The following is a 23,794-nucleotide window of genomic DNA, read 5'->3' on the forward strand; positions in this document are numbered from 1 at the left end:
CACCCATTATTGGCCCGAAACGGAACCAACAACCCAAAACGAACGTCTAATCATGGTTGGGCTCCTATCGGTGAGACATTGGTCCAGCCTTCCGGTTAGGATGTCCGCATGCGTCAGACCACTCTTGCCGGCATCGTTGCCGCGACCCTTGTACTGTCCGTTGTCCCATCTGCGCCTTTTGCGGGCGCGGATGAGGGGGCGTCGGAAAGCGAGAGCCCGAAGGGCGCCCTTGGGTCGCTGGATTACGACGCCGAGAACGACCCCATGCACCTCGATCCGGAGAAGAACCCGGTGAAGAAGGTGTCCAGCTCCGACATGTTCCTCGAATGGACTGAGGATATGGAGGAAGGCGACGGCAAGGAGTTCGTCCAGGCTTGGGCGAAGAATTCCTCCGTGCCGGACACCGCGAACCCGGTGGAGCTGTGGAAACAGGAAGCACAGGGCTCCGCCATGATGTCTTCTGGTTTCTTCACCGGCGATTTCGCGCAGAGCTCCGCCGGCTCGAGCCAGGCGGCTTCCGCGCTGATCCCCACGCTGATCGGTATGCTCGTCATCGGCCAGACCATTGAGTTGATTATGCGCGGCATCCAGATGGCGCAGCAGTAAAACCGCCGGTGTGTGGCGACTTCCCACCAGGCGGGAAAACGATTAATATACAGTGGTTAGTATATTTCAACGTTTTGGAAGTCCCATGCACGCTACATCTCCCACGCGCAGCGCAGGCGTGTTCGCCACCTGCCTCGCCGCAGCGACTCTGCTCAGCGGCTGCGTGACCAACACCGAAGGCGGCAACCCCGACGGCTGGGAACCGATCGTCCCCGACGCGGTACCGGAAATCGCGGCGCTCGTCCCGGAGGACGTCGCCGCCGACGGCAAGCTCTCCATCGGCGCGAACCCGCCCTTCGCCCCCTTCGAGTTCAAAGACTCCACCGGCGCGCTGATCGGCCTGGAAATGGACCTCGGCCGCGCCGTCGCTGGCGTGATGGGCCTCGAGTACGACCCGCAGGACATGGACTTCGCCATGATCCTGCCCGCGGTACAGGCAGGCAGCCTGGATGCCGGTATGTCCGGGTTTACCGACAACCCGGAACGCCGCGAGTCCTTCGATTTCGTCAACTTCCTCTACGCCGGTATCCAGTGGGCGCAACAGCCCGGAGCTGGCGTGGATCCATCGAACCCCTGCGGGCTGACCGTCTCCGTGCAGCGCACCACGGTCTCCGAGACCGATGACGTGCGCCCCAAGGCGCAGGCCTGTGAAGATGCGGGCGAAGAGCCGATTACGATCTTGTCCTTCGACACCGCTGACAGCGCCGCCCTCGCCGCGCTTGTCGGCCGGGCAGATGCGTACAGCGCCGACTCACCGGTGACCGCGTGGGCGGTGGAGCGCTCCGACGGCGAGCTCGAGCTCGTCGGCGACATGTTCGACGCCGCGCCCTACGGCTTCGCCGTACCGAAGGACTCGCCGCTCGGGCCCGCCATGGCGCAGGCCATGCAGCACTTGATTGACACGGGCGACTACGAGCGCATCCTCGCGCAGTGGAACGTCGATACGGGGCTTTTAGACGAAGCGCTGCTCAACGAACAACCAATTGAAAAGCTGGGGTAGAGACACAATGAGTAACAAGGTAGACAACCGGCGCACCCAGCCGGAACGCATCGAGGCGAAGCCGCTGCGCCACCCGGGCCGCTGGGTCCTCGCCGTGATCCTGCTGCTGCTCGTCGCGTGGTTCATCATCGGCGCGGCACGCAACGAGGCTTACGGGTGGGACACCTACTTCCAGTACCTCTTCGATACTCGCATCGCGGTGGCGGCCCTGCATACGCTGGCGATTACGTTGTTGGGCATGCTCATCGGCGTGGTCGGCGGCGTGCTGCTCGCGGTGATGCGCATGAGCCCGAACCCTGTGTTCAACGCGGTGTCGTGGGTGTTTTTGTGGATCTTCCGTGGCACCCCGATCTACGTGCAGCTCATGTTCTGGGGCCTGATCGGCGCGATCTACGACTCGATTAACCTCGGGTTCGCGCAGATCTCACTGGAGCCCTTTACCTCCTCGGCGTTCGCACTCGCGGTCGTTGGCCTGGGCCTGAACGAGGCGGCATACATGGCCGAGATCGTCCGCTCGGGCGTGTTCTCGGTGCCGGAGGGCCAGGTCGAGGCGTCGAAGGCGCTCGGCATGAGCTGGCGCCAGACCATGTCGCGCACGGTGCTGCCGCAGGCGATGCGCATCATCATTCCGCCGACGGGCAACGAGTTCATCTCGCTGCTGAAGACCTCCTCGCTCGTGGTCGCGGTCCCCTACTCGCTCGAGCTCTACGGCCGCTCGATGGATATCGCGGCGGCGCTGTTCGAGCCGGTGCCGATGCTGCTGGTCGCGGCGACCTGGTACCTGGTCATCACTTCCCTGCTCATGGTGGGCCAGCACTACCTGGAGCGCCACTTCGAGCGCGGCGCGACGCGTCAGCTCACGGCTCGTCAGCTAGCAAGCCTCGCGGACGCGGAAGGCACGATCCCGTCGAATGTGGAAGTCATCAACGCTCCTGAGAAGAAAGGTCGCTAAGCCATGACGGTACAAACTACGCCGATGATTCAAGCGGTGGATGTGTGGAAGTCTTTCGGGCAGCTCGATGTGCTCAAGGGTATTAACCTCGAGGTCATGCCGGGTAACGTGACCTGCCTGATCGGGCCCTCTGGGTCCGGCAAGTCCACGTTTTTGCGCTGCGTGAACCACCTGGAGAAGGTCAACGCGGGCCGCCTCTACGTCGACGGGGACCTGATCGGGTACCGCGAGCGCGGCGGCGTGCTCTACGAGATGAGCGAGAAGGACGCCGCGAAGCAGCGCCGCGACATCGGCATGGTCTTCCAGAACTTCAACCTCTTCGGCCACCGCACGGTGCTGGAGAACATCATCGAGGCACCGATCCACGTCAAGGGCGAGAACCCCACGAAGGCGAAGGCCCGCGCGATGGAACTGCTCGAGATGGTCGGCCTGGCTTCGAAAGCGGAGGCCTTCCCGATCCAGCTCTCGGGTGGCCAGCAGCAGCGCGTCGCCATCGCGCGCGCGGTGGCGATGGACCCGAAGCTCATGCTTTTCGACGAGCCCACCTCCGCCCTCGACCCCGAACTCGTCGGCGAGGTGCTACGCGTGATGAAGGACCTGGCGGCCGGCGGCATGACCATGATGGTGGTTACCCACGAGATGGCGTTTGCGCACGAAGTGGCCGATCACGTGGCGTTTATGGCCAACGGGCAGATCATCGAGTACGGCACCCCCGCCGAGGTGCTGGACAACCCCAAGGAGGAGCGCACGAAGGCGTTCCTGTCTACCCTCTTCTAAGCGACAAGCCCGCGCACCAGCGCGGTAAATCCGCCGAAGAAAGCGAGCCCGAGGGCGACCTTGTGCGCCTTCGCCGCGGGGACGTGCGGGGCGAGCTTCGTGCCCACGACCTGGCCGACGATGAGCCCGATGGCTGCCGCCACCCAGAACGCGAGCGGGATCGAGGCGAGGTTCGCCGCACCGGTGACCTCCTTGATCAGAAAGGAGATCGCCCCGGAACAGAGGAAGATCGGCTGCAGGGTCGCGGCGTAGGTGTGCTGCGGCCAGCGCGCGGCCTGCGAGTAGACGGTGATGGCGGGCCCTGCCACCCCGGCGAGCGTGTTCATGAACCCGCCGACGGCTCCGGAGAGTGCCGCGGGAAGAACGCCCTCGACCTGGGGCACGTAGCGCTTGCCCAGGGTAACGACGCTGAGCGCCAGGATGAGCATCACGCCCACCACGACCAGCAGCACCGAGGGCGAGACCGCGCGGATGACGAAGGCCCCCGGCACCGCCCCGAAGGCAAGGCCGCCGGCGATCGGGGCCCACTTCTTCCAGTCGATGTCGGCGCGCATCGACCACGTGTTGACCACCGCGTTAAAGGTGGCCAACACGTTGATCAGAATGATGCCCACGACGGGCCCGAGCATGATCGAGAGCGCGGGCGCGGAGATCAGTCCGAGTCCCATGCCGGAGACGCGCTGCGAGATGGCACCGGCGGCCACCGCGAGCGCGACGCCGATCGCGAGCCAGATCAACGAAACTTCGCCTCCATCGCCGCGTGCACGTTCGGAGGCACCAGCCCGGTGACGTCGCCGCCGTACTTCGCCACCTCCTTGCACAGCGAGGAGGAGACGTAGCCGTACTTCTCGTCGGTCATGAGGAAGTAGGTGTCGATGCCGGACAGGCGCCGGTTCATCTGCGCCATGGGCAGCTCGTAGTCGTAGTCAAGGGATGAGCGCAGCCCCTTGACCAGGGCGGTGACGTGGTGCTCGTTGGTGTAGTCCACCAGAAGGCCCGCCCAAGAATCGACGCGCACGCCGGGGATGTCCGCGGTGACCTCGCGGATAAGCGCCATGCGCTCGTCGATGCTAAACAGCCCCGAGGTCTTCGCCGGGTTTCCGGTAACCAGCACGACGACCTCGTCGAAGCTGTGGGAGGCCCGGCGCACGATATCGAGGTGGCCGTTGGTGATCGGGTCGAAGGAGCCGGGGCAGACTGCGATCGTCATGCGTTTTCACTTTCTGTCGGAGCGGAATACACGGCCATGTCCATGCGCGCGATCCCGTAGGTGCGCTTCTTCAGCTTCTGGCCGGTTGGGGTAAAGGCGGCGGGCCAGGCGGTCTCGGGGCTTTCGCGGTGGCGCTCGACGACGACTACGGCGCCGTCGATAAGCAATGGCTCAAGCGCGGCCACCATCTCGGCAACGGCCTCATCCGCGAGCTCGTAGGGCGGGTCGGCGAGCACCATGTGGAAGTGGTTCCGGGGCGCGCGGGCGACATAGGTGGAGGCTTTCACCGGCTCGATGTGCACGTCCGGGTGGCCGACGACCTTCGCGTTGTCCTCGATGACGGCGACCGCGCGCGGGTCGTTCTCCACGAGCACCACCTGCTGCGCGCCGCGCGAGGCCGCCTCAAGCCCGAGCGCGCCGGAGCCGGCGAAGAGGTCGAGTACGTTCGCCCCCGCAAAGCCGAAGCGGACCTGGAGGGAGGAGAACAGCCCCTCGCGGGCGCGGTCGGAGGTGGGGCGGGTGCCCTCGGGTGGGACCTTGATCTTGCGGCCGCGGGCTTCGCCGGAAATGATGCGGTTCATGCCACACACTCTAACGTGCGCGGCCGGGCTAGCTCTTATCCAGGTACTCGAAGTCCTCGGCCACGAAATTGGTGGTGGCGTGGCGGGCGAACTCGATGTTGTCGGCGACGATGCTGCCAGCGTCGCGGTAGGCGCGCTCGACGAGCTCCAGGTCGTCGATCAAGTTGATCAAGCGCAGGGTGCGGTGCAGGCCGGACTGGTCGGTGCCCAGCACGTCGCCCTCGCGGCGGTTGAGCAGGTCGAGCTCGGCGAGCGCAAAGCCGTCCGTGGTCGCGGCGACCTGCTGCACGCGAGTAAAGGCGGGCGAGCCCTGCTCCGCGAGCGTGTGGAAGAGGCACCAGGACTCAAAGCCGCCGCGGCCGACGCGTCCGCGCAGCTGGTGCAGCTGGGAGATGCCGAAGTGCTCGGATTCGCGGACCATCATCACGGTGGCGTTCGGCACGTCGACGCCGACTTCGATGACCGTGGTGGAAACCAGCACGTCGATCGCGCCCGCGGCGAAGTCGGCCATCACTGCGTCCTTCTCCTCGCCCTTCATGCGGCCGTGGAGGATGGCGACCTCGCTGTCCGGGAACTCCTCGGCGGCCAGGTGGGCGGCGACCTCGTCCACGCCGCCCTCGCCTTCGATGCGCGGGCACACGACGTAGGCCTGGCGGCCCTGCGCGATTTCCTCGCGCATCTTCTCCCAGGCGCGCGCCACCCAGGCGGGTTTGAACTGCGGAACCACCGAAGAACGGATCGGCTTGCGCCCGCCGGGCAGCTCCTTGAGCGTGGAGACGCTCAAGTCGCCGAAAACGGTGATCGCGATGGTGCGCGGGATCGGGGTCGCCGTCATGACCAACAGGTGCGGAGTGGTCTCCCCCGCTTTTGCGCGCAGCTGGTCGCGCTGCTCCACGCCGAAGCGGTGCTGCTCATCGACGACCACCGCACCCAGCCGGAAGAACTCCACCGAGTCCTGGATCAGGGCGTGGGTGCCCACCACGATGTCGGCCTCGCCGGAGACGATGTGCAGCAGGGCCTCCTGCTTCTGCGCGGCCGGCATGGATCCGGTCAGTGCCACGACGCGGGTGGGCAGACCGGCGCGCATCATGAGTTCGGTCAGCGAGCGCGCGTGCTGGAGCGCGAGCACCTCCGTCGGCGCGAGCAGCGCGGCCTGCGCCCCGTTGTCCACGGCCTGCAGCATGGCCAGGGCCGCGATGACGGTTTTGCCGGAGCCAACCTCGCCCTGGAGCAGGCGGCTCATGGGCTTGACGGCGGACATGTCGGCGGAGATCTCGTTGAAGACCTGCGACTGGCCAGCGGTCAGGGCGAAAGGCAGGCGCTCGAGCAGCGCTTCCTGGTCGCGTCCCGGCACGCGCGGCAGGGCGGGCGCACGTCGGTGGGCGACGTCCGCGCGTCGCACGCCCATCGCGAGCGCGACGGAGAGTGCCTCGTCGTACTTCAGGCGATGCAGGGCGCGGGTGGGGCCGTCCGGGCCGGGCTCGTGGATCTGGCGCACCGCCGAATTCAGCGGCAGCATGCCGATGGGGGTAAAGCCGAGCGGCTCTTCGATCGGTGGCAGGTCGCGCAGCACCTTATGGACTGCGCCCATGATGGTCCAGGTGCTCACGCCCTTCTTCGCAGGATAGAGCGGGAGCCATTCACGCCCGGCGAGGATCTCTTCGAGTTCGCCGAAGTGCATGAGTTGTTTGAGGGAGCCGGTGGCTTGGGTGGGGCCGTCGAGAAGCACGAAGTCCGGGTGCTGCAGCTGCGGGGTGTTGCGGAAGAAGTTGAGCTTGCCGTTGAGCATCACGCGGCGGTCGGGTTTGAGCACGCGTTGCGCGTACGTGGAGCCGAAGAAGGTGGCGGCGACGCGCTGGTAGCCGTCGTGGACCTCGATGCGGTAGATCGGGCGGCGCGGATTCTTTGGGTTTGAGATCAGGTTGGCGCTTTCCACCCAGCCGATGATGGTGGCGGTGGTGCCCTCCTCCATCTGGCGGAGGTCGGTGCCCTTGCCGTACTGCAGGTAGCGGCGCGGGTAGTGCTGCAGCAGCTGGCCGCAAGTCTCGATGCCGAGGTGCTTGGACAGCGCACGCGCCTGTTTGAGCGGAATAACCAGGTTGAGCGGGCGCGTATCTTCAAACCCAAGCATGGCCGCTACTCTACCCCGATCTCCGCGACCGCACCGAGGCCATCGGCCGGGTAGACCACCACTTCCACGCCGAGTTTCTCCTCGAGGCAGTCAAGCGTCGCGGGGTCGACGGCCAGCGGGTCGTAGAGTACGGTGACCTGCTCGCCCCCGTGCTCGAGCAGCCGCGCACAGGCCCCGGTCAGTGCCTCCGCGGCGGTGTCGGCGATGAGCACAGTCTCGCCGTGCGCGGTGACGACGATGTCGCCCTTGCCCACGGCCCCGCCCTGGATCAGGCCGGCCTTCTCCGCGCGGTACGCCACGGCCGTGCGCATCTCGCCTGCGGCCTCCGACATCGTGAACGCAGCGGTGGCCAGCGGCTGTGCCGCGTCGTGGACGGTAAGCGCCGCGATGCCGGAGACCAGGCGCACCGTCGGCAGCAGGGTGATGGACTGCTCGAAGGCGCGCGCCGCCTTCTCCACGGCGACCAAGTTGCGGCTGTCCAGCAGCCCGTTGGGCAGCAGGATGATCTCCTGCGCGCCGGAGCGGCGGACCGCGGCGAGTACCTCGGCGACCACGTCCTCACCCGGTGCGACGGTGATCGCGCCCGCCTGCGTGTACAGCTCGGTCAGCGAGCCGGGCGGGGTCACGGCGATGATCGTGCGCCCGGGCTCGTGTGTGACCGGCTCGGCGGGCAATACCTCCAGGCGCAGGTCGCTGACCTCGCCTAAGGCGTAAACGGCTTCGATCACGGCTCCGGCGCGCGTGGAGTGGATGTGCACGGTGCCCTCGGTCTCGTTCGCGCGCGCGGTGACCAGGCTGTCGCCGAGTTCGCCCAGCGTGGCCTCGAGCGCACCCAGGTCGCCGCGGAAGTAGAACATGACCTCCAAGTTCCCCGGCTCGCCGTGCTGGGTGTGCGCAGGTTCTGCCTCGGTGCCCGGGGGAACCGGGGTTGGGGTGTGGGTGTGCGCGGTTTCGTCGACAAGCGCCTCGAGCAAAATGACCAACCCGGTGCCACCGGCATCGACGACCCCAGCCTCGCGCAGCACCTCGAGCTGGGAGGGGGTGTTCGCGAGCGCGGTGCGCGCGGCCTCGGTGGCCACATGCGCCACCGCGTTTATCGACGGCGCGCCACCTGGCTCATCGGCCACCGCCTCAGCGGCGGCAACAGCGGCAGCGCGCAGCACCGTAATCACGGTGCCCTCCACCGGCTCCGCGATAGCGCGGTCGGCGAAGCGCACCGCGGCGGCCAGCGCGTCGGCGACGACTACCCCGCCCGCGGTCTCCTCCGCCATCGACTGCGCAATCCCGCGGATGACCTGGGAGAGCACCACACCGGAATTGCCGCGCGCCCCGCGCACCGCGCCCTGGGCGAGCGCTTCAGCGACCTGCGAAGCGCTCGCCTGCGAGTCCAGCGCCTCGGTGGCGGCAACGGCAGCGGCCATGGTGTGCGCCATGTTCGAGCCGGTGTCCGCGTCGGGGACGGGGAAGACGTTGAGCTCGTTGATCTCCACTCGGCGACGATCAAGTTCGGTTGCTGCGCGCTGCGCCCAGGAGCGCAGGCGGGCACCGTCGAAGCCGGGAGGAGTCACCATGAGCGGATATCTTACAGGCCCCAGTCCACCGGCTGCCCACCTTGGTCAACCAAGGCCTGGTTCGCGCGGGAAAACGGGCGCGAGCCGAAGAATCCGCGGCTGGCGGACAGCGGCGAGGGATGCGGCGATTCGATTCGCGGCGTGTCGCCGAGGAAGCGGGCGGCGCTCTGGGCGTCGCGGCCCCACAGGATCGCGACGAGCGGTGTGCCGCGCTGGGCAAGCGCGGTGATCGCGGCCTCGGTGACCTGCTCCCAGCCCTTGCCGCGGTGCGAGGCGGGTTTGCCCGGCCGCACGGTCAGCACGCGGTTGAGCAGGAGGATGCCCTGGCGCGACCAGGAGGAGAGGTCTCCGTCGGCGCGCGGGGGGATGCCGAGGTCGTCGTTGAGCTCCTTAAAAATGTTGACCAAGCTGCGCGGCGGTTTCACCCCGGGCTGGGTGGAAAACGCCAGTCCCATGGGGTGGCCGGGCGTGGGGTACGGGTCCTGGCCGAGGATGAGGACGCGGACCTCGTCGAAGGGGTCGGCGAAGGCGCGCAGGATGTCGTTACCGCGCGGCAGGTAGGCCTGCTCTGCGCGCAAAAAATCACCCATGGCGTGGATCTGGTCCTCCACGCCGCGCAAAGACTCGCGCCAGCTTTCGTGTACCGGCAGGTTCATCCGAAACTCTCCCATCCGTAGGTGTAGGTCGGTGCTTCTCCGTCGATGCGCACGCCCGGGGCGCGGGTCACGGTGCCGATGGACCGGAAGCCCACCGGGGCCGAGCCGTCGCAGGTGCCCAGCAGCGTGTGGTCCTCTCCCCCGGCGAGCACCCACTGCCACGGGTCCACTCCCAACAGCTCGCCGGCCTGGCGCAGCAGGTCGTCGGGCGCGATCGCGAGCGCGGCGAGGTCGATGCCCACCCCGGAGCGCTTCGCCAGCCGAGAAAGATCGTGGATGAGCCCGTCGGAGTTGTCCGTCATCGCGGTCGCGCCGGCCGCACGCGCCACGACACCGCGGCCCGGGGTCAGCTGCGGTACCTGGTGGGCCCGGGCGAGGAGTTCGAGGGCTTCGGGGATGTCCACACCGGCGTCGAGAAGCGCGAAGCCCGCGGCGGAATACCCAATGGTGCCGTGGGCGACGACGCGCTGGCCGGGGCGGGCGGCGGCCATGGTCAGCGGCTCGCGGTTGCCGCCGAGCGAACCGATGGCGGCCACGGAGATAACCAGCTGGTGCGACTGCGTCACATCCCCGCCGACGAGCTCGGTGGAGTACGCCGCGGTCGCAGCGCCCACGCCGCGCGCGAGCCCCTCGACAACGGAAAGCGGGGTTGTCGGCGGCGCGCCGATGGCCAGCAGCGCGGCGATCGGGCGCGCGCCCATGGCCTCGATGTCGGCAAAGTTCTGGATCACGGCCTTGCGCCCGACGCTTTCCGGGGTGGTCACATCTGCCCGGAAGTGGCGGCCCTCGACGAGCATGTCGGTGGCAGCCACCACGCGCGAGTTCGGGGTCGAGGGGGTGAGTACCGCGGCGTCGTCGCCGTTGATGGGCGAGGGCGAGGCGGCGACGATGGCGTCGATGACGGCCTGCTCGCCGACTTGGGCAAGCGAGGGCCCGACGGTGGGAAACCCGGTAGTGATCACGAGGGGTACGCACCTTTCGATAGACTGTGACGCCATGACTGATTCCGCGGCGAACGACTCACAGATTAACCGAAGCATTGTGTTGCTCAGCCTTGGGCTCGCGCTGGTGTTCGTCGTGGTGGTGCTTGGCGGCGCGCGCTACTTCGTCACGAAGGCGGCGCAGCAGCCAGTGGCGATGTCGGAGCTTGACTCGCCCGCCGCGGATTCGCCCGAGTGCGCCGCGCTTGTCGACGCCCTGCCGGACAAACTAGGCGGCCACCGCCGCGCCGAGCTCGCCGAACCGGCGCCGCAGGGCGCGGCGGCCTGGCAGTCCTCCTCTACAGAGCGCATCACGCTGCGCTGCGGGATCCACATGCCGGCGCAGTACACCGCGTACTCCGCACCGCTGGTCTTCGACGCAGCGGGCGCGCGGTGGCTGCGTGTCGACGACGCGACCCCGGGCTCGACCCTGTCCACCTGGTTCAGTGTCGACCGCTCACCGGCTGTGGCCGTCACCGCCGACGACGCGGCCCTCGGCCGGGCTGACAACCCCCTCGACGACCTGGATGTCTCCATGCTGTCGGCCGACGAGCAGCCTCCGGCGCCCACGCCGCTGTCGCAGCTCAAGCCCGCCGCAGGCGACGCGGAGGCCTGCGCCGCGCTTGTCGACGCCGCGCCGGAGGAAATCGCCGAAGGCTACCGCCGCGTGCAACCGGAGGGCGAGGATAGTCTCGCCTGGATCGCCGAGGGCAAGGAGCCGGTCGTGGTGCGCTGCGGGGTGGCTGAGCCGGAGAACTACGCTGCCGGCGCGCAGCTGTCTCAGGTCAACGACATCCCCTGGTTCGAGGACACCACGCTTGCCAACGGCACGACCTCCTCGACCTGGTACGCGCTCGGGCGCGTGACTGACGTGGCCGCTTCCCTGCCGCAGTCCGAGGGCAACGAGGCCGTGACCAACCTGTCCACGCTGATCGCGGAGACGCTGCCGGAGCGCTAGGCGCGCTCGAGTGCGGTGGTGACGAGCAGGTCGAGCATCGCCGGGTAGTCAAGCCCACTGGCTTGCCACACCTGCGGGTACATGGAGATCGGGGTGAACCCGGGCATCGTGTTGATCTCGTTGAGTACCGGGCCTTCTGTGGTGACGAAGAAGTCGATGCGCGCCAGCGACTTGCAGTTCAGCGCCTTGAAGCACCGCAGCGCGAGCTCCTTGAGCTGCGCGATCACCGCGTCCTCGTAGGGCGCGGGGATCGTCGCGGTCACCCCGTCTTCTAAGTACTTGGTCTCGAACCCGTAGAAGCCCTCGGCGGAATCCTCGGTGCCGTTGAGGCGGGCGGGCACGCTCGCCTCGATCCGGCCGTCTGGGTGCTCGATCACGCCGACCTCGACCTCGTCGCCAACCAGCTCGGACTCTACGAGCACCTTCGCGTCCGACTCGAAGGCCAGCGCGAGCGCGGAATCGAGTGCTTCCCAGCTCTCCACCTTGGAGACACCGATCGAGGAGCCACCCGATGCGGGCTTCACGAACACGGGCAGCCCGAGCTGATCCCGCTGCGCTTCATCCAACGACTCTCCCCTGCCCAGGACCGCCTCGCCCGCAACCGCGACGCCAGCGGCACGCACCAGCGTCTTGGTGTACTCCTTATCCATCCCGCAGGCCGAGGCCAACACGCCCGGGCCCACGTACGGCAGCCCGGCCATCTCAAGCAGGCCCTGGATGGTGCCATCCTCGCCGAACTTGCCGTGCAGGACGGGGAAGACGACGTCGACAGTGGCGCGGACCTCGCCCGTCGCGACGTCGGTAAACTGCCCGCGCCGATCCGGGTTCAGCGACAGCGCCACCTCGCGCTCGCCTGCCACCTCCGGCAGGGTCGCGCCCGCCACGGGGTCGCGGCTACCTTCGACCCAGGCCCCGTCGCGCGTGATGCCAACCGGGTAGATCTCGTAGCGCTCGGGCGCAAGGTGCGCCATGACCGCGCCGGCCGAGATGCAGGAAATCGAGTGCTCGGTGGACTGCCCACCGTAAATAACGGCTATACGAATCACATGACGAGACTACACCAGGGGCCTACTCGGACTTCTTGCTCCGCCCCATCAGCGCCGCAATCGTCTCCGGCACCTTCACACCCTGGTGGCACACCGCATATACAGCCTGGGTCAGCGGCATGTCGACGCCGCGCTCCTGCGCGAGCTGGAAAATGCTTCTCGACGACACCACGCCCTCCGCAACCTGCCCCTTCGTCGCAGCCTTTGCCTCCTCGATCGTCGCGCCCTGGCCCAGCGCGGAGCCGAAGGTCCGGTTACGCGACAGCGGCGAGGAACAGGTGGCCACCAGGTCCCCCAGCCCGGCGAGCCCGGAGAAGGTGCGCGCATCGGCGCCCAGCTCGGTGCCCAGACGGGTGATCTCCGCGAGCCCGCGCGTGATCAGCGAGGCCAGCGTGTTCTCCCCCAGCCCTTGCCCGGAGGCCATGCCGCAGGCGAGCGCGATAACGTTCTTGGTTGCACCGCCGATCTCGCAGCCGATAACGTCCTCATTGGTGTAGGGGCGCAGGTAGTTCGTCGCGCAGGCGGCCTGCACGAGCTTCGCACGGTTGAGATCACTGCACGCGATCACGGTGGCGGCGGGCTGCTCGAGCGCGACCTCCTTGGCCAGGTTCGGGCCCGACAGCACGGCGATGCGGTCCTCCTCGGCCCCGGTCACCTCGGCGATGATTTGCGTCATACGCAGGTGGGTATCGGTCTCAATGCCCTTGGAGATGGACAACAGCGTGGAGTCAGTGCGCAGGTGAGGTGCCCACTTGGTGAGGTTCTCACGCATCGTCTGGCTCGGCACGGCGAACACCACGATGTCGGCGTCGAGTGCCTCCGTGGCGTCAGAGGTGGGCCGCACTGCCTTCGGCAGCGTAATGCCGGGCAGGTAGTCGGGGTTCTCCCGCGTCTCGGCGATCGTGCGCGCGAGTTCCGGGCGGCGCGCCCACAGGTCGACGGCGTTGCCGGCGTCGGCAAAGACCTTCGCAAGTGTGGTTCCCCAAGAGCCCGCGCCGAGTACTGCCACATTGACCATCGGTGTGCATGCCTTCCTGATCCGTTTGCCTCCGAACGTTGTTTCAACCTATCACCCGCGGGCCCGTTTCACCGTCCCGACTCCGTCGCTTCGCGCGCAAACCGCCCGTGTCGGGACAATCAACACCGCGCGGGGGCGTGCCGCGCGTGGCGCAGCCCGGCAAGGTAAGCAAAGATAGCGGGTATGGCTGAGAAGAAATCGTTGAAGGGGAAACTGCACGAGCAGCACAAGGACATCGCCGGGGAGATGTTCTTGACGGGCCGTCACCAGGAGATACCGAAGCGCCCGCAGGACGAGTTCACGCGCACCACACTTGCCGCCGGCGCGGTGCTGTGGCGCGGTGACCGAAACGACGCCTCCTCGATCGAGGTGGCCTGCATCCACCGCCCGCACTACGACGACTGGTCGCTGGCCAAGGGCAAGCTAGACCCGGGCGAATCGCTGATCGCCACCGCGGTACGCGAGATCCGCGAGGAGACCGGCTACCACATCCGCCTGGGCAAGCTTTTAGGCAAGACGGTCTACCCGGTGAAGAACACCACCAAGGTGGTCTACTACTGGACCGGCGAGGTGACCGGCGGCGAGTTCACCCCGAACGATGAGGTCGACGAGATCCGCTGGCTGCCGATCCCGGAAGCGAAGGAGCTGATGAGCTACGCGCTCGACCGCGAGGTACTGGAGAAAGCGGAGAAGCGCTTCTCACGGCCTGCCGACGCCCGCATCCTCCTCGTCCGCCACGCCCGCGCGCACGAGCGCCAGAAGTGGTCGGGCGACGACAACCTGCGCCCACTGGACAAGAAGGGCCGCCGACAGGCGGAGATGCTCGTGCCGCTGCTCGCACCCTTCGCGCCGCAGCGGATCTTCTCCGCGCGCCCGGACCGCTGCCACTCCACGGTCGAGCCGCTCGCGGACGAGCTGGGCTTGGAGATTACCGTCGAGCCCCGCTTCGGCGATAAGGCGTGGCTGGAGGACATGGTGGGTGCAAAGCGCGCTTTCCAGGAGGTGATCGACGCCGGCGGCACCAGCGTGATTTGCAGCCAGGGCGAGGCCATCCCAGGGCTGATAGCGTGGTTGGCGGCGAGCGGTACGCTGCCGATCGATACGGAGATCAAGTCGAAGAAGGGCTCCGTGTGGTCGCTGACCTTCCAGGAAGGCCAGCTCACGGGCGCGGACTACCTGCCCTCGCCGCTGCCCGTGCAATAGGCCGCGCAAAAAGAAAGGAAACGAGACGTTTATGGCTTTGGCTCCCGTGACACAGGAGCGCGTTGAGGCGACGCTGAATGCGATGGGCCTCAAGCACTACCGCAGCGAAACCGACGGGTTGACGGTGACCGCGTTCCCCAGCGCTGTCTGCTTCTTCCGCCTGGAAGGCGACATGTTCAATATCGTGTCGCGCTGGCTGGGCAAGGCGCACAGCGACGAGGACAAGGAGGCGCTGCGCCGGGCAGTCAACCACCTCAACCGTTCGCTGCCGCGCCTGCGCGCGCACCGGGTGGACTGGGAGGACGGTGCCATGCTCGCGTTTATCGACGCCCCGTTTTTCCCAGTCGGCGGCGTCGACGACGACCAGCTGCACAAGATCCTGGATTTTACGTTCGCCATGCTGCGCTACGCCACGGATTCGCTCAACGAGCAGCTGCCGCAGCTGCGCGCCGCTGCTACAGACGGGGAGGCCTAAACCATGAAGCAGACCAATCTGGACCGCGTGCGCGACTACTTCAAGGCACAGGAGTGGACGTACACGGACGCAGAGGATCCTGACACGATCAAGACGGTCTTTGCCGGGATCGCGATGGATATCTCCTACAACTCGAACACCATCGTGCTGTTTACCACCATCGGCGTGGCCGAGGTCAAGGCCGAGCGCTTTGGGGACGTGCTCGAGTTTTGCGAGCAGTTCAATAACGCCCGCTCCTTCCCCACCGCGATCGCTATTGAGGAGCCGGAGCGCGACCTCGCCGCGCTCGGCATCTCCTATGCGCTGCCGTGCCAGTGGCAGCACACCGACGAGCAGTTCCGTGATTTCCTCGACCGCGGCATCCTCGGCGTGGTCAACACCGCGAAGGCGTTTCTCTCCGAGTTTGCACCCGAGGTGCTGCGCCAGCTCCCGGAGTAGCCAGCGCAGCACACGAGTGCGTTATCGCACCGCGGGCTTAAACGCGGGGCGGGTGGCCTCGAACTCGGCGATCGCGGCCTCGTCGCGAAGCGTGAGCCCGATGTCGTCGAGGCCCTCCATCAGGCGCCAGCGGGTGTAGTCGTCGATCTCGAAGGTGTAGGTGTTCTCACCGACAGTGACGGTGCGGTCCGCGAGCGAGACGGTCGCCTCGAGGCCGGGCTGCTGTTCCAGCTGCTTCCAGATCAGCTCGATGTCGGACTCGCTCATGATGCCCGCGAGCAGGCCGGCCTTGCCGGAGTTGCCGCGGAAGATGTCGGCGAAACGCGGGCTGAACACGGCCTTGAAGCCGTAGTCCATCAGCGCCCAGACGGCGTGCTCGCGGGAGGAGCCGGTGCCGAAGTCCGGCCCAGCGAAAAGCACGGAGCCGTCGGCGTAGTCCTCTTGGTTGAGCACAAAATCTGGCTGGTTTTCGCGCCAGTTGGAAAACAGGCCGTCTTCGAAGCCGGTGCGCGAGACGCGCTTGAGGTAGCGGGCCGGAATGATCTGGTCGGTGTCAACGTTCGAGCGGGTCAGCGGCACGCCGACGCCGGTGTGGGTGGTGAACTTTTCCATGGTGTGTTTCTCCTTTTACAGGTCGGCGGGGCTAGCGAGGTGGCCGGTGACCGCGGTAGCGGCGGCAACCAGTGGCGAGACGAGGTGGGTGCGCCCGCCCGGGCCCTGGCGGCCCTCGAAGTTGCGGTTGCTTGTCGACGCCGAACGCTCACCTGGCGCAAGCTGATCCGGATTCATGCCCAGGCACATGGAGCAGCCGGCGGTGCGCCACTCGGCACCAAACTCGGTGAAGATGCGGTCCAGGCCCTCTTCCTCCGCCTGCTGCTTGACCAGCGTGGAGGAAGGCACGACCAGCATGCGGGTGTTCTCGGCAATGCGGCGACCCTCCACGACCGAGGCGGCGGCGCGAAGGTCCTCGATGCGCGCGTTGGTGCACGAGCCGAGGAAGACCGTGTCGATGGCGATGTCGCGCAGCGGCGTTCCCGGGGTGAGATCCATGTATGCGAGCGCCTTCTCGGCGGCCTGCTTGGAGCTCTCGTCGGTGAAGTCCTCCGGGTCGGGCACGTTGCTCGACAGCGGGAGGCCCTGCCCGGGGTTGGTGCCCCAGGTGACGAAGGGGGTGAGGCTCGAGCCGTCGATTTCCACGACGGTGTCGAACTCGGCGCCCTCGTCGGTGGGCAGCGTCTTCCAGTACTCGACGGCAGCATCCCAGTCGGCGCCGGTCGGGGCGTATTCGCGGCCCTTGACGTACTCGAAGGTCTTCTCGTCCGGTGCGACCATGCCGGCGCGGGCGCCTGCCTCGATCGACATGTTGCAAATCGTCATGCGCGCTTCCATGGACAGCTTCTCAATGGCCTCGCCGCGGTACTCAATGATGTGGCCCTGGCCGCCGCCGGTGCCAATCTTCGCGATGATGGCCAAAATGAGGTCCTTGGCGCTCACGCCTTCCGCGAGCTCGCCCGTGACCTCCACCGCCATCGTCTTGAAGGGTTTGAGCGACAGCGTCTGGGTAGCCATGACGTGCTCGACCTCGGAGGTGCCAATACCCATAGCGATCGAGCCGAACGCACCGTGGGTAGAGGTGTGCGAATCACCGCACACGATGGTCATGCCGGGCTGGGTAATGCCCAGCTGCGGGCCGACGGTATGCACGATGCCCTGCTTGACGTCGCCCATCGGGTGGAGAGTTACACCAAACTCCTCGCAGTTCTTGCGCAGGGTTTCGACCTGGGTGCGCGAGGTCGGCTCGGTGATCTCGAGCAGGTTACCGCTGACGATCCCTTCGGTGGGCACGTTGTGGTCCTCGGTAGCCAGGTGCAGTTCCGGGTGGCGCATTTTCCGCCCGGCCATGCGCAGGCCGTCGAAAGCCTGCGGGGAGGTCACCTCGTGGAGGAGCTGGAAGTCGATGTAGATCAGGTCGGGTTCCCCGTTCTCACCGGCTTTGACGATATGGTCGTTCCAGACCTTTTCTGCCAGGGTTTGCGGCGTGCGTGCCATACTGTTCCTCCTTGGTGCCCGCGACCGGGAAGCGTGAACTCTTCCCAGAATGCGAGATGGTATTATCCATTACGTGAGACAGTATAGCGAAGACTCCGGCATCAAAGTGCTTGACCGCTCGGTTGCGATCGTGCGCGCCGTCGCCCGCGGAGAAAAGCCACTCGCACAGCTCAGCGAGGAGACCGGCCTGCCGCGCGCAACCACCCACCGCATCGCCACAGCACTCGAGGTCCACCACATCCTCTCGCGCACCGAATCGGGCGCGTGGACGATCGGCCCCGCGCTCGCCAGCTTCACCTCGGGCACGTCCCCGCTGCTGCTCAGCGCAGCCTCCCCCATCATGCGCGACCTCGTCGCCACCACCGGCGAGGCCGTCCAACTTTACGAGCTCACCGGCGAAACCCGCACGTGCATCGCCGCCGAGGAGCCGGCCGCCGGCCTGACTTACACCGTGCCCGTGGGCTCGCAGCTCTCGCTCGCCGCGGGTTCCGCCGCGCGCGTCTACGCCGCCTTCTCGCTTATCGACGCCACACCATTCCCCGCCTCCGAACTCCGCAAAGTCCGCGAAACCGGCCTGGCAGAGTCGGTCGCCGAGCGCGAGATCGGGCTCGCCTCCGTCTCCACTGCGGTGCGCGACCGCGACGGCAGCGTCATCGCCGTGCTTTCCGTCTCCGGCCCGGCAGAAAGGCTCTCCCCCAGCCCCGCAGGGAAATGGGGCGAGGCGCTGCTGGCTGCGCGGAATCGTTTGGAGGCGGCGCTGTAGGCGTCGCTAAGCATCAACGAAGCCCTCGCCGATGCGCCACTGGCGCTGCTCGCCGAGGGCGACGGTGGCCTCCGGGTCCTCCACATCGGAGACGCGGTAGTAGAGCATGTCCACGAAGTCGTGGTGGATGCTGGCAATGCCGTAGCCGTGCGCGTCGAAGTCGATGTGGTTGACCCACGGGTTGTTGTCACGGATGACCTTCTCCACCAGCAGCGAGGTCGAGTTGTCCTCCTGGTGGTAGGTGCCAAAAGCGCTGGTGAGGATCTCGTCCACATTCGGCGCGGAGATCGAGGTCGTGACCATCTCGCAGCCGATCTCGCCGTAGGTCGCCGAGATCGAGTTGGCCCACTCGGAGTGGATGTCGCCGGTGAGGAACAGGGCGTTCGAATTCTGCTCGTCGAGCATGGTGAGCAGGCGGTCACGCTCGACGGCGTATCCGTCCCACTGGTCAGAGTTGACCGCGATGCCGGTGGAGCGCTCCCGGATGTAGCCGATCGCCTCGTTCGCCTTGTCGTTGCCCGCGATCGTGGCAAAGCGCATCGGGGAGATCATCACCGAGTTGCCCAGCACATCCCAGCGGGCTGTGGAGGTTTTCAGCTGCTCGGCCAGCCAGTTGAATTGCTCGGAGCCCAGCATCGTGCGGTCCGGGTCGTTGAACTTGGAACCGGTGGTCTCCTCGTCGCGGTAGGTGCGCAGGTCCATCACCGTCAGCTGCGCGAGCGTGCCGAAGTTGAAGCGGCGGTAGAGCCGGCGCTCTCCGGACAGCGACTCGGCGCGCACCGGCAGCCACTCAAAGTACGCCTGCATCGCCGCTTCTCGACGCTGCACCCACTCCCCCTCAACGCGACCATCAGTATGATTCTCCGCACCATCTCGCCAATTATTATTCGCGATCTCGTGGTCGTCCCACACCACAATCCACGGGCACGCGGCGTGGGCGGCCTGCAGGTGCAGATCCGTGCGGTAGCGGCCGTAACGCTGGCGGTAGTCCTCCAGCGTGGTGATCTCCCACTCCGGGTGGTGCATGCGCGCCACGCCGCTCTTACCCGCGTACTCGCCAGTCGGGTACTCGTAGATGTAGTCGCCCAGGAACACCACGTGGTCGATCTCGCGGTTACGCGCCCGCTGCGCCATATCCCCGTAGGCGCAGAAGAAGCCGGACTCCCAGTTCGCGCACGAGGCGATCGCGAGGTTGAGCTGGTCAATCTCGGCGTCCTCCGCAGGCGCGGTCAGCGTGCGCCCCACCGGAGATGTCGCACCCGCGTGCGGGCCGTTTTTCACGATGAAGCGGTAGAAGTACTCCGTGTCCGGCGAAAGCCCAGTCGGATCCACGTGCACGGTGTGGTCCGCCGACGCGATGGCCACAACCGCGCCGGTCTGCGGGTTTGTAAAGTCCTCCGAGGTATCGAGCTGCCACTCAAGCTCGACGTCCTCACCCAGACCCGAGCCGGGCAGCGCGTCACGCGAGGGTGTCACTCGCGTCCAGAGGATCACGCGGTCCGGCAGCGGATCGCCGGAGGCAACGCCGTGGAGGAACGGCAGGTCCCACTGTTCGGCTTGCGTAGGGGTTTCCGGGGTGGTCACGGTGGAAGTACGGGCAGCGTAGGCGCCCCCGGCACCCACCGCGACGGCAGCCGCGGAGGCGGCGGCAGCTTGCAGGACGACACGACGATTCACACGGATTTCTGAGCTCATGTCGTTTACTTTCAAACAACGCACGGACACCTGCAAGGCGAACAGTCCGATGTTGGCAAAAGTTCACCTTGTATTCAGCTTTCGGGCACTTTGCCTGTAACCGGCTGTTAAAAACGTTCAGGTTAGGTAGCAAACCATGACCCTTATGCGTACTTCCCGCCGTCCGAATCGCCTGCTGCGCCCCGCTGTCGCTGTCATGCTGACCGCAGCCCTGTCCACCTCCACGGTTGCGGTCCCTACCGCGCAGGCCGCCACTGACAAGATCGACCGCCTCACTTTCGGCATTGGTGCCGACGAGACGCAGGCGAACGTTGCCTGGCAGACCTCCCGCACAGGTGCCCAGTACCTTGAGTACTGGAAGACCTCTTCGCCCGACGATAAGCAGCGGGTGGAGTCCGAGCGCGGCCCACACGAGGCACTGATGACCGGCCTTGAGCCGGATACCGAGTACGCCTACCGCGTGGGCAGCGACCGCGCCGGCTGGACCGACGAGTACACCTTCACCACCGACTCGGGTGACGATAGCTGGAACTTCCTCGCCTTCGCCGATGCGCAGATCGGCGTTGACACCAAGGTGAAAGAGCAGGCCGCTGCTTGGGATAAGGCCGTAAACACCGCGACTTCCGAGCACCCGGATGCCTCCTTCATCATGCACTTGGGCGACCAGATTGAAGGCTGGGGCTCCGCCACCGCGCAGACCAAGGCGTTTACCGCCCCGGAGAAGCTGCGCAGCTACCGCCTTGGCGTCCTGCGCGGCAACCACGAAACCTACACCGCCAAGCGCCACTTCAACGACGCGTTCTACCTGCCCAACGAGGAAAACGACTCGGGCAACTACTTCTTCACCTACAACAACGTGCTCTTCATCGGCCTGGACAGCAACGCCTCCAAGTCCGATGAGATCGCACAGCACGCCGAGTTCGTCCAAAACGCCATCGACGAGCACGGAGCAGAGGCGGACTGGGTCATCGTTGGCTTCCACCACGCGCCGTTCTCGCAGGGCACCCACTACACCGACGACGACGTGGTGCGCCTGCGCGAAGAGCTCACCCCGAAGCTTTCCGAAGCCGGCGTGGACCTGGTCTTGAGCGGCCACGACCACATCTACACCCGCACCCACCTCATGGAGGGCGCGGAGCCTGTCATCCCCGAGGGTGCCGCGAAGTCCGGCGACGTGCTGATCCCGGACGAGAACCAGGTCCTCTACGTCACCTCCACCACCGCCACCGGCGGCAAGTACTACGACTTCCAGGACAAGGACGGCAACACCCACCCGCGCATCCGCGAGGAGTACGCAGCAGACCTTGCGCACGACTCCACCGCCCGCTGGCGTCAGGACTACAACCCGGACTACACCAGCGTCGAGGTCAGCCCCGAAGCACTGAAGCTGACCACCTACAACATCAACACTCCGTACGTGGTGGACCAGGTCACGCTGCAGAAGAAGGACGCGGAAGTACCGGAGGAGGAGCCGACCACGACTCCGGAAGAGAAGCCGGAGGAAACTACTTCTACGGAGCCTACGAAGCCGACGGAGCCTTCGGAAGCAGGCACCGCAACCGTGACGACCACTGCGACTGCAACCGAGACCGCAAAGCCGGAGCCCGAGGTCGTCACGACCACGGTGGCTTCTGAGGAGACCGTCACCTCAACCGTCACCACGGTCGAGGACACGGTGGTGACCTCGACCTCCACGCAGACCTCCCCGACCACGAAGGAGGTCGAGGTGACCAAGACCGTGCCCACCACGGTGGAGAAGACCCTGACGAACACCTCAACGGTCGAGGTGCCCACCACCATCACCAAGACCACGGAGAAGCTGACCACGAAGACGGAGGAACCGTCCGTCGATACCAAGCAGGCCGGCAGCAGCACCGCAGGCATCATTTTCACGGTCCTGGGCGTGCTCGCAGCACTGCTTGCCGTGATCGCGGGCGCGCTGACCTACCTGCACCCGCAGCTGGTGCAGCAGATCCGCGCCTACTTCAACATCTAACCAAGCCTCCGGCCGCCGGTTGACAAAGTGTGACAACCGGCGGCCTCCGTGTGCGTCGTGCACGTACCCTGGGCCGCATGATCAACCGGGACGACCTCACCGCCTCCAGGCTGCCTATCTACGACACGGATTACACACGCCTCACCCTGGCCATCCAGGACGCACCTGTGGCGACGCCCAATCCGCAGCGTGACCCCACTGGCGTTGCCGAGCTGATCCAGCGTGAACGGATCGCTCTGCCCGTCCAGAAGGGCCTGTTCCAGCCCGAGCCGCAGTCCAAATACGCCTTTCTCTTCATGGCCGGTTTTTTGATTTTTGCCAAGGTGGTGTTGGACAGCACCTTCTTCATCATCGTGACGCTGCTCATGATGGTGTGTAGCTGGGGCTCGTACGTGTTCCGGGAACGTAGGCGTCGACAGCGGATCCAGCAGGCGTGGGCAAACGGATGGCTACGCGTGGCTCCGGCGCTCATCGGAGACCTCACGCCAAAGTCGGACACCTCAGCGAAACACATTGCCAAAGGCCAGCGCGCCACATGCACCGCGCCAGCGCTCGTGTTGAGCCCTAAAGGCGAGTGGATCCCGGTCAAGGAGCAACTGCTCAAACTCAACCGCATCCACGATGCGCGCGGGTTGCGCATCGCCGAATCCGGAGCGACTCCTGCCGTCGACCCGCAGCACAACAACGGCTGGGTCCTGTACTTGGCTCCCTACGGCGAGCCCGTCGACCAAGGAGCGATCGCAGTGAACCTGGCCGCGGACGACGAGGCTCGCATCTTCTCCCACATCGCGCGCACCTGGCAACTGCCGGGGCAGGATACCGACGAGCGTTGGTGGGAAAAGAGCTGACACCTGCCATTGAGCGACGTACCCTGGGCCACATGATCAACCGGGAAGACTTCACCTCCGCCAGGCTCCCCTTTTACGACGCCGACTACACCCGGCTCCGCGACGCCCTCCAAGGCGTCCCCGTGGGGAAGGAAAACCCAGCGCAAGATACTAGCGGCATCGCCGAGCTCATTCAGCGCGAGGGTCGACCCACGCTGATTCGGCGCACGCAGCTGATCCTGATCACCGTTATCTTCCCTATAGGCCTCGTGCTCATCGGCAACGCGGCGCTTTCCGGGTTCGACCCCAGTTTGTTCCACGTCACCTTCATCTTCTTGTGTATGGCCCTGCTGTTCTACGCAGCAGCCGGGTTTATGGCCTACCGCGGGATACGGGAGATCCGTCGCCGAAACCGCGTCCAGGAGGCATGGAATAACGGTTGGTTGCGCCTCTACCCAGTCCTGATCGGTGACCTGATCAAACACGGGCGGGCGTACAGCAAGGGCGACGAGGATCTGCACGTGTACAACTATTCCGCGTTGTGCCTACTACTCAACCCGAACGGCGAATGGATGCCCCTGCCGGAGCAGAAATTTACCTTCGGCTACGACACTGAAGTACCCGCCAGAGGGCCCCGCGAAAAGGACTTCCTCGTGGTGGAAAGCGCCGAGGCAGCGCGCGTCGATCCCGAGCATAACAACGGCTGGGCACTGTATATGGTCCCCTACGGCAAGCCGATCGACCAGGGCGCACTCACCGTCGATCTTTCGGGTGCGCAGGAACGGGCCGTGTTCGCGCAGATGGCGAAGCGGTGGAACCTGCCGTTTGATAGCGCGGGCCTGACCCCCGGAAAGTAGACACG

The 23,794-nt window shown here is 66.3% G+C and carries 24 protein-coding genes; 12 read left to right on the forward strand and 12 right to left on the reverse strand.

Translation table 11 applies throughout. From position 1 onward, the window contains the following. The first annotated feature begins 108 nt into the window (after positions 1 to 108). The 4 genes from HMPREF2990_RS02805 to HMPREF2990_RS02820 all read left to right on the forward strand — a co-directional run bounded on the left by HMPREF2990_RS02805 (position 109) and on the right by HMPREF2990_RS02820 (position 3,335). Positions 109 to 606: a hypothetical protein gene (locus HMPREF2990_RS02805; protein WP_070762609.1), complete on the forward strand. Its 498-nt coding sequence runs from the start codon at positions 109 to 111 to the stop codon at positions 604 to 606. 85 nt (positions 607 to 691) lie between these two features. After that, positions 692 to 1,606, forward strand: coding sequence for an ABC transporter substrate-binding protein (locus HMPREF2990_RS02810; RefSeq protein ID WP_070762610.1), 915 nt, complete (start codon positions 692 to 694; stop codon positions 1,604 to 1,606). Between the two features lie 7 nt (positions 1,607 to 1,613). Continuing rightward, entirely contained in the window at positions 1,614 to 2,558 is a 945-nt protein-coding gene (locus HMPREF2990_RS02815; RefSeq protein ID WP_070762611.1) for an amino acid ABC transporter permease, read from the forward strand. Positions 2,559 to 2,561: 3 nt separating this feature from the next. Next, the gene (locus HMPREF2990_RS02820) at positions 2,562 to 3,335 is read left to right on the forward strand and encodes an amino acid ABC transporter ATP-binding protein (RefSeq protein ID WP_070762612.1); all 774 of its coding nucleotides are present in this window, start codon (positions 2,562 to 2,564) and stop codon (positions 3,333 to 3,335) included. On the opposite strand, the gene HMPREF2990_RS02825 is transcribed toward HMPREF2990_RS02820, so the two are convergent. The 7 genes from HMPREF2990_RS02825 to HMPREF2990_RS02855 are packed head-to-tail and all read right to left on the reverse strand — an operon-like array spanning position 3,332 to position 10,446. Next, positions 3,332 to 4,072: a TSUP family transporter gene (locus HMPREF2990_RS02825; RefSeq protein ID WP_141757777.1), complete on the reverse strand. Its 741-nt coding sequence runs from the start codon at positions 4,070 to 4,072 to the stop codon at positions 3,332 to 3,334. The genes HMPREF2990_RS02820 and HMPREF2990_RS02825 overlap by 4 nt on opposite strands. After that, complete coding sequence (gene coaD, locus HMPREF2990_RS02830; RefSeq protein WP_070762613.1) at positions 4,069 to 4,545, reverse strand: pantetheine-phosphate adenylyltransferase; 477 nt, start codon at positions 4,543 to 4,545, stop codon at positions 4,069 to 4,071. Before coaD ends, HMPREF2990_RS02825 begins: the two co-directional genes overlap by 4 nt. Further along, positions 4,542 to 5,126, reverse strand: a complete 585-nt coding sequence (gene rsmD, locus HMPREF2990_RS02835) for a 16S rRNA (guanine(966)-N(2))-methyltransferase RsmD (protein WP_070762614.1) — start codon at positions 5,124 to 5,126, stop codon at positions 4,542 to 4,544. Before rsmD ends, coaD begins: the two co-directional genes overlap by 4 nt. 28 nt (positions 5,127 to 5,154) lie before the next feature. Continuing rightward, positions 5,155 to 7,257, reverse strand: a complete 2,103-nt coding sequence (locus HMPREF2990_RS02840; RefSeq protein ID WP_070762615.1) for an ATP-dependent DNA helicase RecG — start codon at positions 7,255 to 7,257, stop codon at positions 5,155 to 5,157. Positions 7,258 to 7,262: 5 nt separating this feature from the next. Then, entirely contained in the window at positions 7,263 to 8,828 is a 1,566-nt protein-coding gene (locus tag HMPREF2990_RS02845; RefSeq protein ID WP_070762616.1) for a DAK2 domain-containing protein, read from the reverse strand. 11 nt (positions 8,829 to 8,839) lie between these two features. Next, positions 8,840 to 9,484, reverse strand: coding sequence for a uracil-DNA glycosylase (locus tag HMPREF2990_RS02850; RefSeq protein WP_070762617.1), 645 nt, complete (start codon positions 9,482 to 9,484; stop codon positions 8,840 to 8,842). Next, positions 9,481 to 10,446 carry a thiamine-phosphate kinase gene (locus HMPREF2990_RS02855; RefSeq protein WP_038590198.1) on the reverse strand — a complete coding sequence of 322 codons (966 nt, stop codon included), beginning with the start codon at positions 10,444 to 10,446 and terminating at the stop codon, positions 9,481 to 9,483. The genes HMPREF2990_RS02850 and HMPREF2990_RS02855 overlap by 4 nt, the downstream gene beginning before the upstream one ends. Before the next feature lie 34 nt (positions 10,447 to 10,480). Between HMPREF2990_RS02855 and HMPREF2990_RS02860 the strand changes: the two genes are divergently transcribed. Next, the gene (locus HMPREF2990_RS02860; protein ID WP_070762618.1) at positions 10,481 to 11,422 is read left to right on the forward strand and encodes a DUF3515 domain-containing protein; all 942 of its coding nucleotides are present in this window, start codon (positions 10,481 to 10,483) and stop codon (positions 11,420 to 11,422) included. Here the strand turns inward: HMPREF2990_RS02860 and HMPREF2990_RS02865 are convergent. Both HMPREF2990_RS02865 and HMPREF2990_RS02870 read right to left on the reverse strand, forming a co-directional pair. Further along, on the reverse strand, positions 11,419 to 12,468 hold the full coding sequence (locus HMPREF2990_RS02865) for a D-alanine--D-alanine ligase family protein (RefSeq protein WP_070762619.1): 1,050 nt from the start codon (positions 12,466 to 12,468) through the stop codon (positions 11,419 to 11,421). The two genes, HMPREF2990_RS02860 and HMPREF2990_RS02865, sit on opposite strands and share 4 nt — an antisense overlap. Before the next feature lie 22 nt (positions 12,469 to 12,490). Further along, complete coding sequence (locus HMPREF2990_RS02870; RefSeq protein WP_070762620.1) at positions 12,491 to 13,486, reverse strand: NAD(P)H-dependent glycerol-3-phosphate dehydrogenase; 996 nt, start codon at positions 13,484 to 13,486, stop codon at positions 12,491 to 12,493. 183 nt (positions 13,487 to 13,669) lie between these two features. Between HMPREF2990_RS02870 and HMPREF2990_RS02875 the strand changes: the two genes are divergently transcribed. From HMPREF2990_RS02875 to HMPREF2990_RS02885, 3 genes are read left to right on the forward strand one after another with little or no spacing between them, the layout of a single operon-like run. Then, positions 13,670 to 14,689 carry an NUDIX hydrolase gene (locus tag HMPREF2990_RS02875; RefSeq protein WP_070762621.1) on the forward strand — a complete coding sequence of 340 codons (1,020 nt, stop codon included), beginning with the start codon at positions 13,670 to 13,672 and terminating at the stop codon, positions 14,687 to 14,689. Between the two features lie 31 nt (positions 14,690 to 14,720). Next, positions 14,721 to 15,164, forward strand: a complete 444-nt coding sequence (locus HMPREF2990_RS02880; protein ID WP_070762622.1) for a YbjN domain-containing protein — start codon at positions 14,721 to 14,723, stop codon at positions 15,162 to 15,164. Between the two features lie 3 nt (positions 15,165 to 15,167). Continuing rightward, a complete protein-coding gene (locus HMPREF2990_RS02885) occupies positions 15,168 to 15,602 on the forward strand; it encodes a YbjN domain-containing protein (RefSeq protein ID WP_070762623.1) in 435 nt (144 codons plus the stop codon). A 21-nt stretch (positions 15,603 to 15,623) separates the two neighbouring features. On the opposite strand, the gene leuD is transcribed toward HMPREF2990_RS02885, so the two are convergent. Both leuD and leuC read right to left on the reverse strand, forming a co-directional pair. Continuing rightward, on the reverse strand, positions 15,624 to 16,214 hold the full coding sequence (gene leuD, locus HMPREF2990_RS02890) for a 3-isopropylmalate dehydratase small subunit (RefSeq protein WP_070762624.1): 591 nt from the start codon (positions 16,212 to 16,214) through the stop codon (positions 15,624 to 15,626). 15 nt (positions 16,215 to 16,229) lie between these two features. Beyond that, positions 16,230 to 17,651, reverse strand: a complete 1,422-nt coding sequence (leuC, locus tag HMPREF2990_RS02895; RefSeq protein ID WP_070762625.1) for a 3-isopropylmalate dehydratase large subunit — start codon at positions 17,649 to 17,651, stop codon at positions 16,230 to 16,232. A 49-nt stretch (positions 17,652 to 17,700) separates the two neighbouring features. Between leuC and HMPREF2990_RS02900 the strand changes: the two genes are divergently transcribed. Then, positions 17,701 to 18,414 (forward strand): IclR family transcriptional regulator, encoded by a 714-nt coding sequence (locus HMPREF2990_RS02900; RefSeq protein ID WP_070762626.1) that lies wholly within the window; start codon positions 17,701 to 17,703, stop codon positions 18,412 to 18,414. 6 nt (positions 18,415 to 18,420) lie between these two features. On the opposite strand, the gene HMPREF2990_RS02905 is transcribed toward HMPREF2990_RS02900, so the two are convergent. After that, positions 18,421 to 20,109 (reverse strand): alkaline phosphatase D family protein, encoded by a 1,689-nt coding sequence (locus HMPREF2990_RS02905; protein WP_070762627.1) that lies wholly within the window; start codon positions 20,107 to 20,109, stop codon positions 18,421 to 18,423. Positions 20,110 to 20,254: 145 nt separating this feature from the next. Here HMPREF2990_RS02905 and HMPREF2990_RS02910 point away from each other — a divergent pair, with 145 nt between their 5' ends. The 3 genes from HMPREF2990_RS02910 to HMPREF2990_RS02920 all read left to right on the forward strand — a co-directional run bounded on the left by HMPREF2990_RS02910 (position 20,255) and on the right by HMPREF2990_RS02920 (position 23,789). Beyond that, positions 20,255 to 22,105, forward strand: coding sequence for a purple acid phosphatase family protein (locus tag HMPREF2990_RS02910; protein WP_168167114.1), 1,851 nt, complete (start codon positions 20,255 to 20,257; stop codon positions 22,103 to 22,105). Between the two features lie 77 nt (positions 22,106 to 22,182). Further along, a complete protein-coding gene (locus HMPREF2990_RS02915) occupies positions 22,183 to 22,953 on the forward strand; it encodes a hypothetical protein (protein WP_141757778.1) in 771 nt (256 codons plus the stop codon). A 32-nt stretch (positions 22,954 to 22,985) separates the two neighbouring features. Then, positions 22,986 to 23,789, forward strand: a complete 804-nt coding sequence (locus HMPREF2990_RS02920) for a hypothetical protein (RefSeq protein WP_141757779.1) — start codon at positions 22,986 to 22,988, stop codon at positions 23,787 to 23,789. Positions 23,790 to 23,794 lie beyond the last annotated feature (5 nt).

The organism is Corynebacterium sp. HMSC071B10 (assembly GCF_001814825.1).
Lineage (GTDB): Bacteria > Actinomycetota > Actinomycetes > Mycobacteriales > Mycobacteriaceae > Corynebacterium.

Coding starts and splice junctions, on each gene's coding strand:
- HMPREF2990_RS02815 (WP_070762611.1), top strand. CDS start 1,614: ATGAGTAACAAGGTAGACAACCGGCGCACCCAGCCGGAACGCATCGAG.
- HMPREF2990_RS02880 (WP_070762622.1), top strand. CDS start 14,721: ATGGCTTTGGCTCCCGTGACACAGGAGCGCGTTGAGGCGACGCTGAAT.
- HMPREF2990_RS02805 (WP_070762609.1), top strand. CDS start 109: ATGCGTCAGACCACTCTTGCCGGCATCGTTGCCGCGACCCTTGTACTG.
- leuD (WP_070762624.1), bottom strand. CDS start 16,214: ATGGAAAAGTTCACCACCCACACCGGCGTCGGCGTGCCGCTGACCCGC.
- HMPREF2990_RS02845 (WP_070762616.1), bottom strand. CDS start 8,828: ATGGTGACTCCTCCCGGCTTCGACGGTGCCCGCCTGCGCTCCTGGGCG.
- HMPREF2990_RS02915 (WP_141757778.1), top strand. CDS start 22,183: ATGATCAACCGGGACGACCTCACCGCCTCCAGGCTGCCTATCTACGAC.
- HMPREF2990_RS02850 (WP_070762617.1), bottom strand. CDS start 9,484: ATGAACCTGCCGGTACACGAAAGCTGGCGCGAGTCTTTGCGCGGCGTG.
- HMPREF2990_RS02820 (WP_070762612.1), top strand. CDS start 2,562: ATGACGGTACAAACTACGCCGATGATTCAAGCGGTGGATGTGTGGAAG.
- HMPREF2990_RS02870 (WP_070762620.1), bottom strand. CDS start 13,486: ATGGTCAATGTGGCAGTACTCGGCGCGGGCTCTTGGGGAACCACACTT.
- HMPREF2990_RS02885 (WP_070762623.1), top strand. CDS start 15,168: ATGAAGCAGACCAATCTGGACCGCGTGCGCGACTACTTCAAGGCACAG.
- HMPREF2990_RS02860 (WP_070762618.1), top strand. CDS start 10,481: ATGACTGATTCCGCGGCGAACGACTCACAGATTAACCGAAGCATTGTG.
- HMPREF2990_RS02810 (WP_070762610.1), top strand. CDS start 692: ATGCACGCTACATCTCCCACGCGCAGCGCAGGCGTGTTCGCCACCTGC.
- rsmD (WP_070762614.1), bottom strand. CDS start 5,126: ATGAACCGCATCATTTCCGGCGAAGCCCGCGGCCGCAAGATCAAGGTC.
- HMPREF2990_RS02905 (WP_070762627.1), bottom strand. CDS start 20,109: ATGAGCTCAGAAATCCGTGTGAATCGTCGTGTCGTCCTGCAAGCTGCC.
- leuC (WP_070762625.1), bottom strand. CDS start 17,651: ATGGCACGCACGCCGCAAACCCTGGCAGAAAAGGTCTGGAACGACCAT.
- HMPREF2990_RS02875 (WP_070762621.1), top strand. CDS start 13,670: ATGGCTGAGAAGAAATCGTTGAAGGGGAAACTGCACGAGCAGCACAAG.
- HMPREF2990_RS02910 (WP_168167114.1), top strand. CDS start 20,255: ATGCGTACTTCCCGCCGTCCGAATCGCCTGCTGCGCCCCGCTGTCGCT.
- HMPREF2990_RS02920 (WP_141757779.1), top strand. CDS start 22,986: ATGATCAACCGGGAAGACTTCACCTCCGCCAGGCTCCCCTTTTACGAC.
- HMPREF2990_RS02840 (WP_070762615.1), bottom strand. CDS start 7,257: ATGCTTGGGTTTGAAGATACGCGCCCGCTCAACCTGGTTATTCCGCTC.
- HMPREF2990_RS02900 (WP_070762626.1), top strand. CDS start 17,701: ATGCGAGATGGTATTATCCATTACGTGAGACAGTATAGCGAAGACTCC.
- coaD (WP_070762613.1), bottom strand. CDS start 4,545: ATGACGATCGCAGTCTGCCCCGGCTCCTTCGACCCGATCACCAACGGC.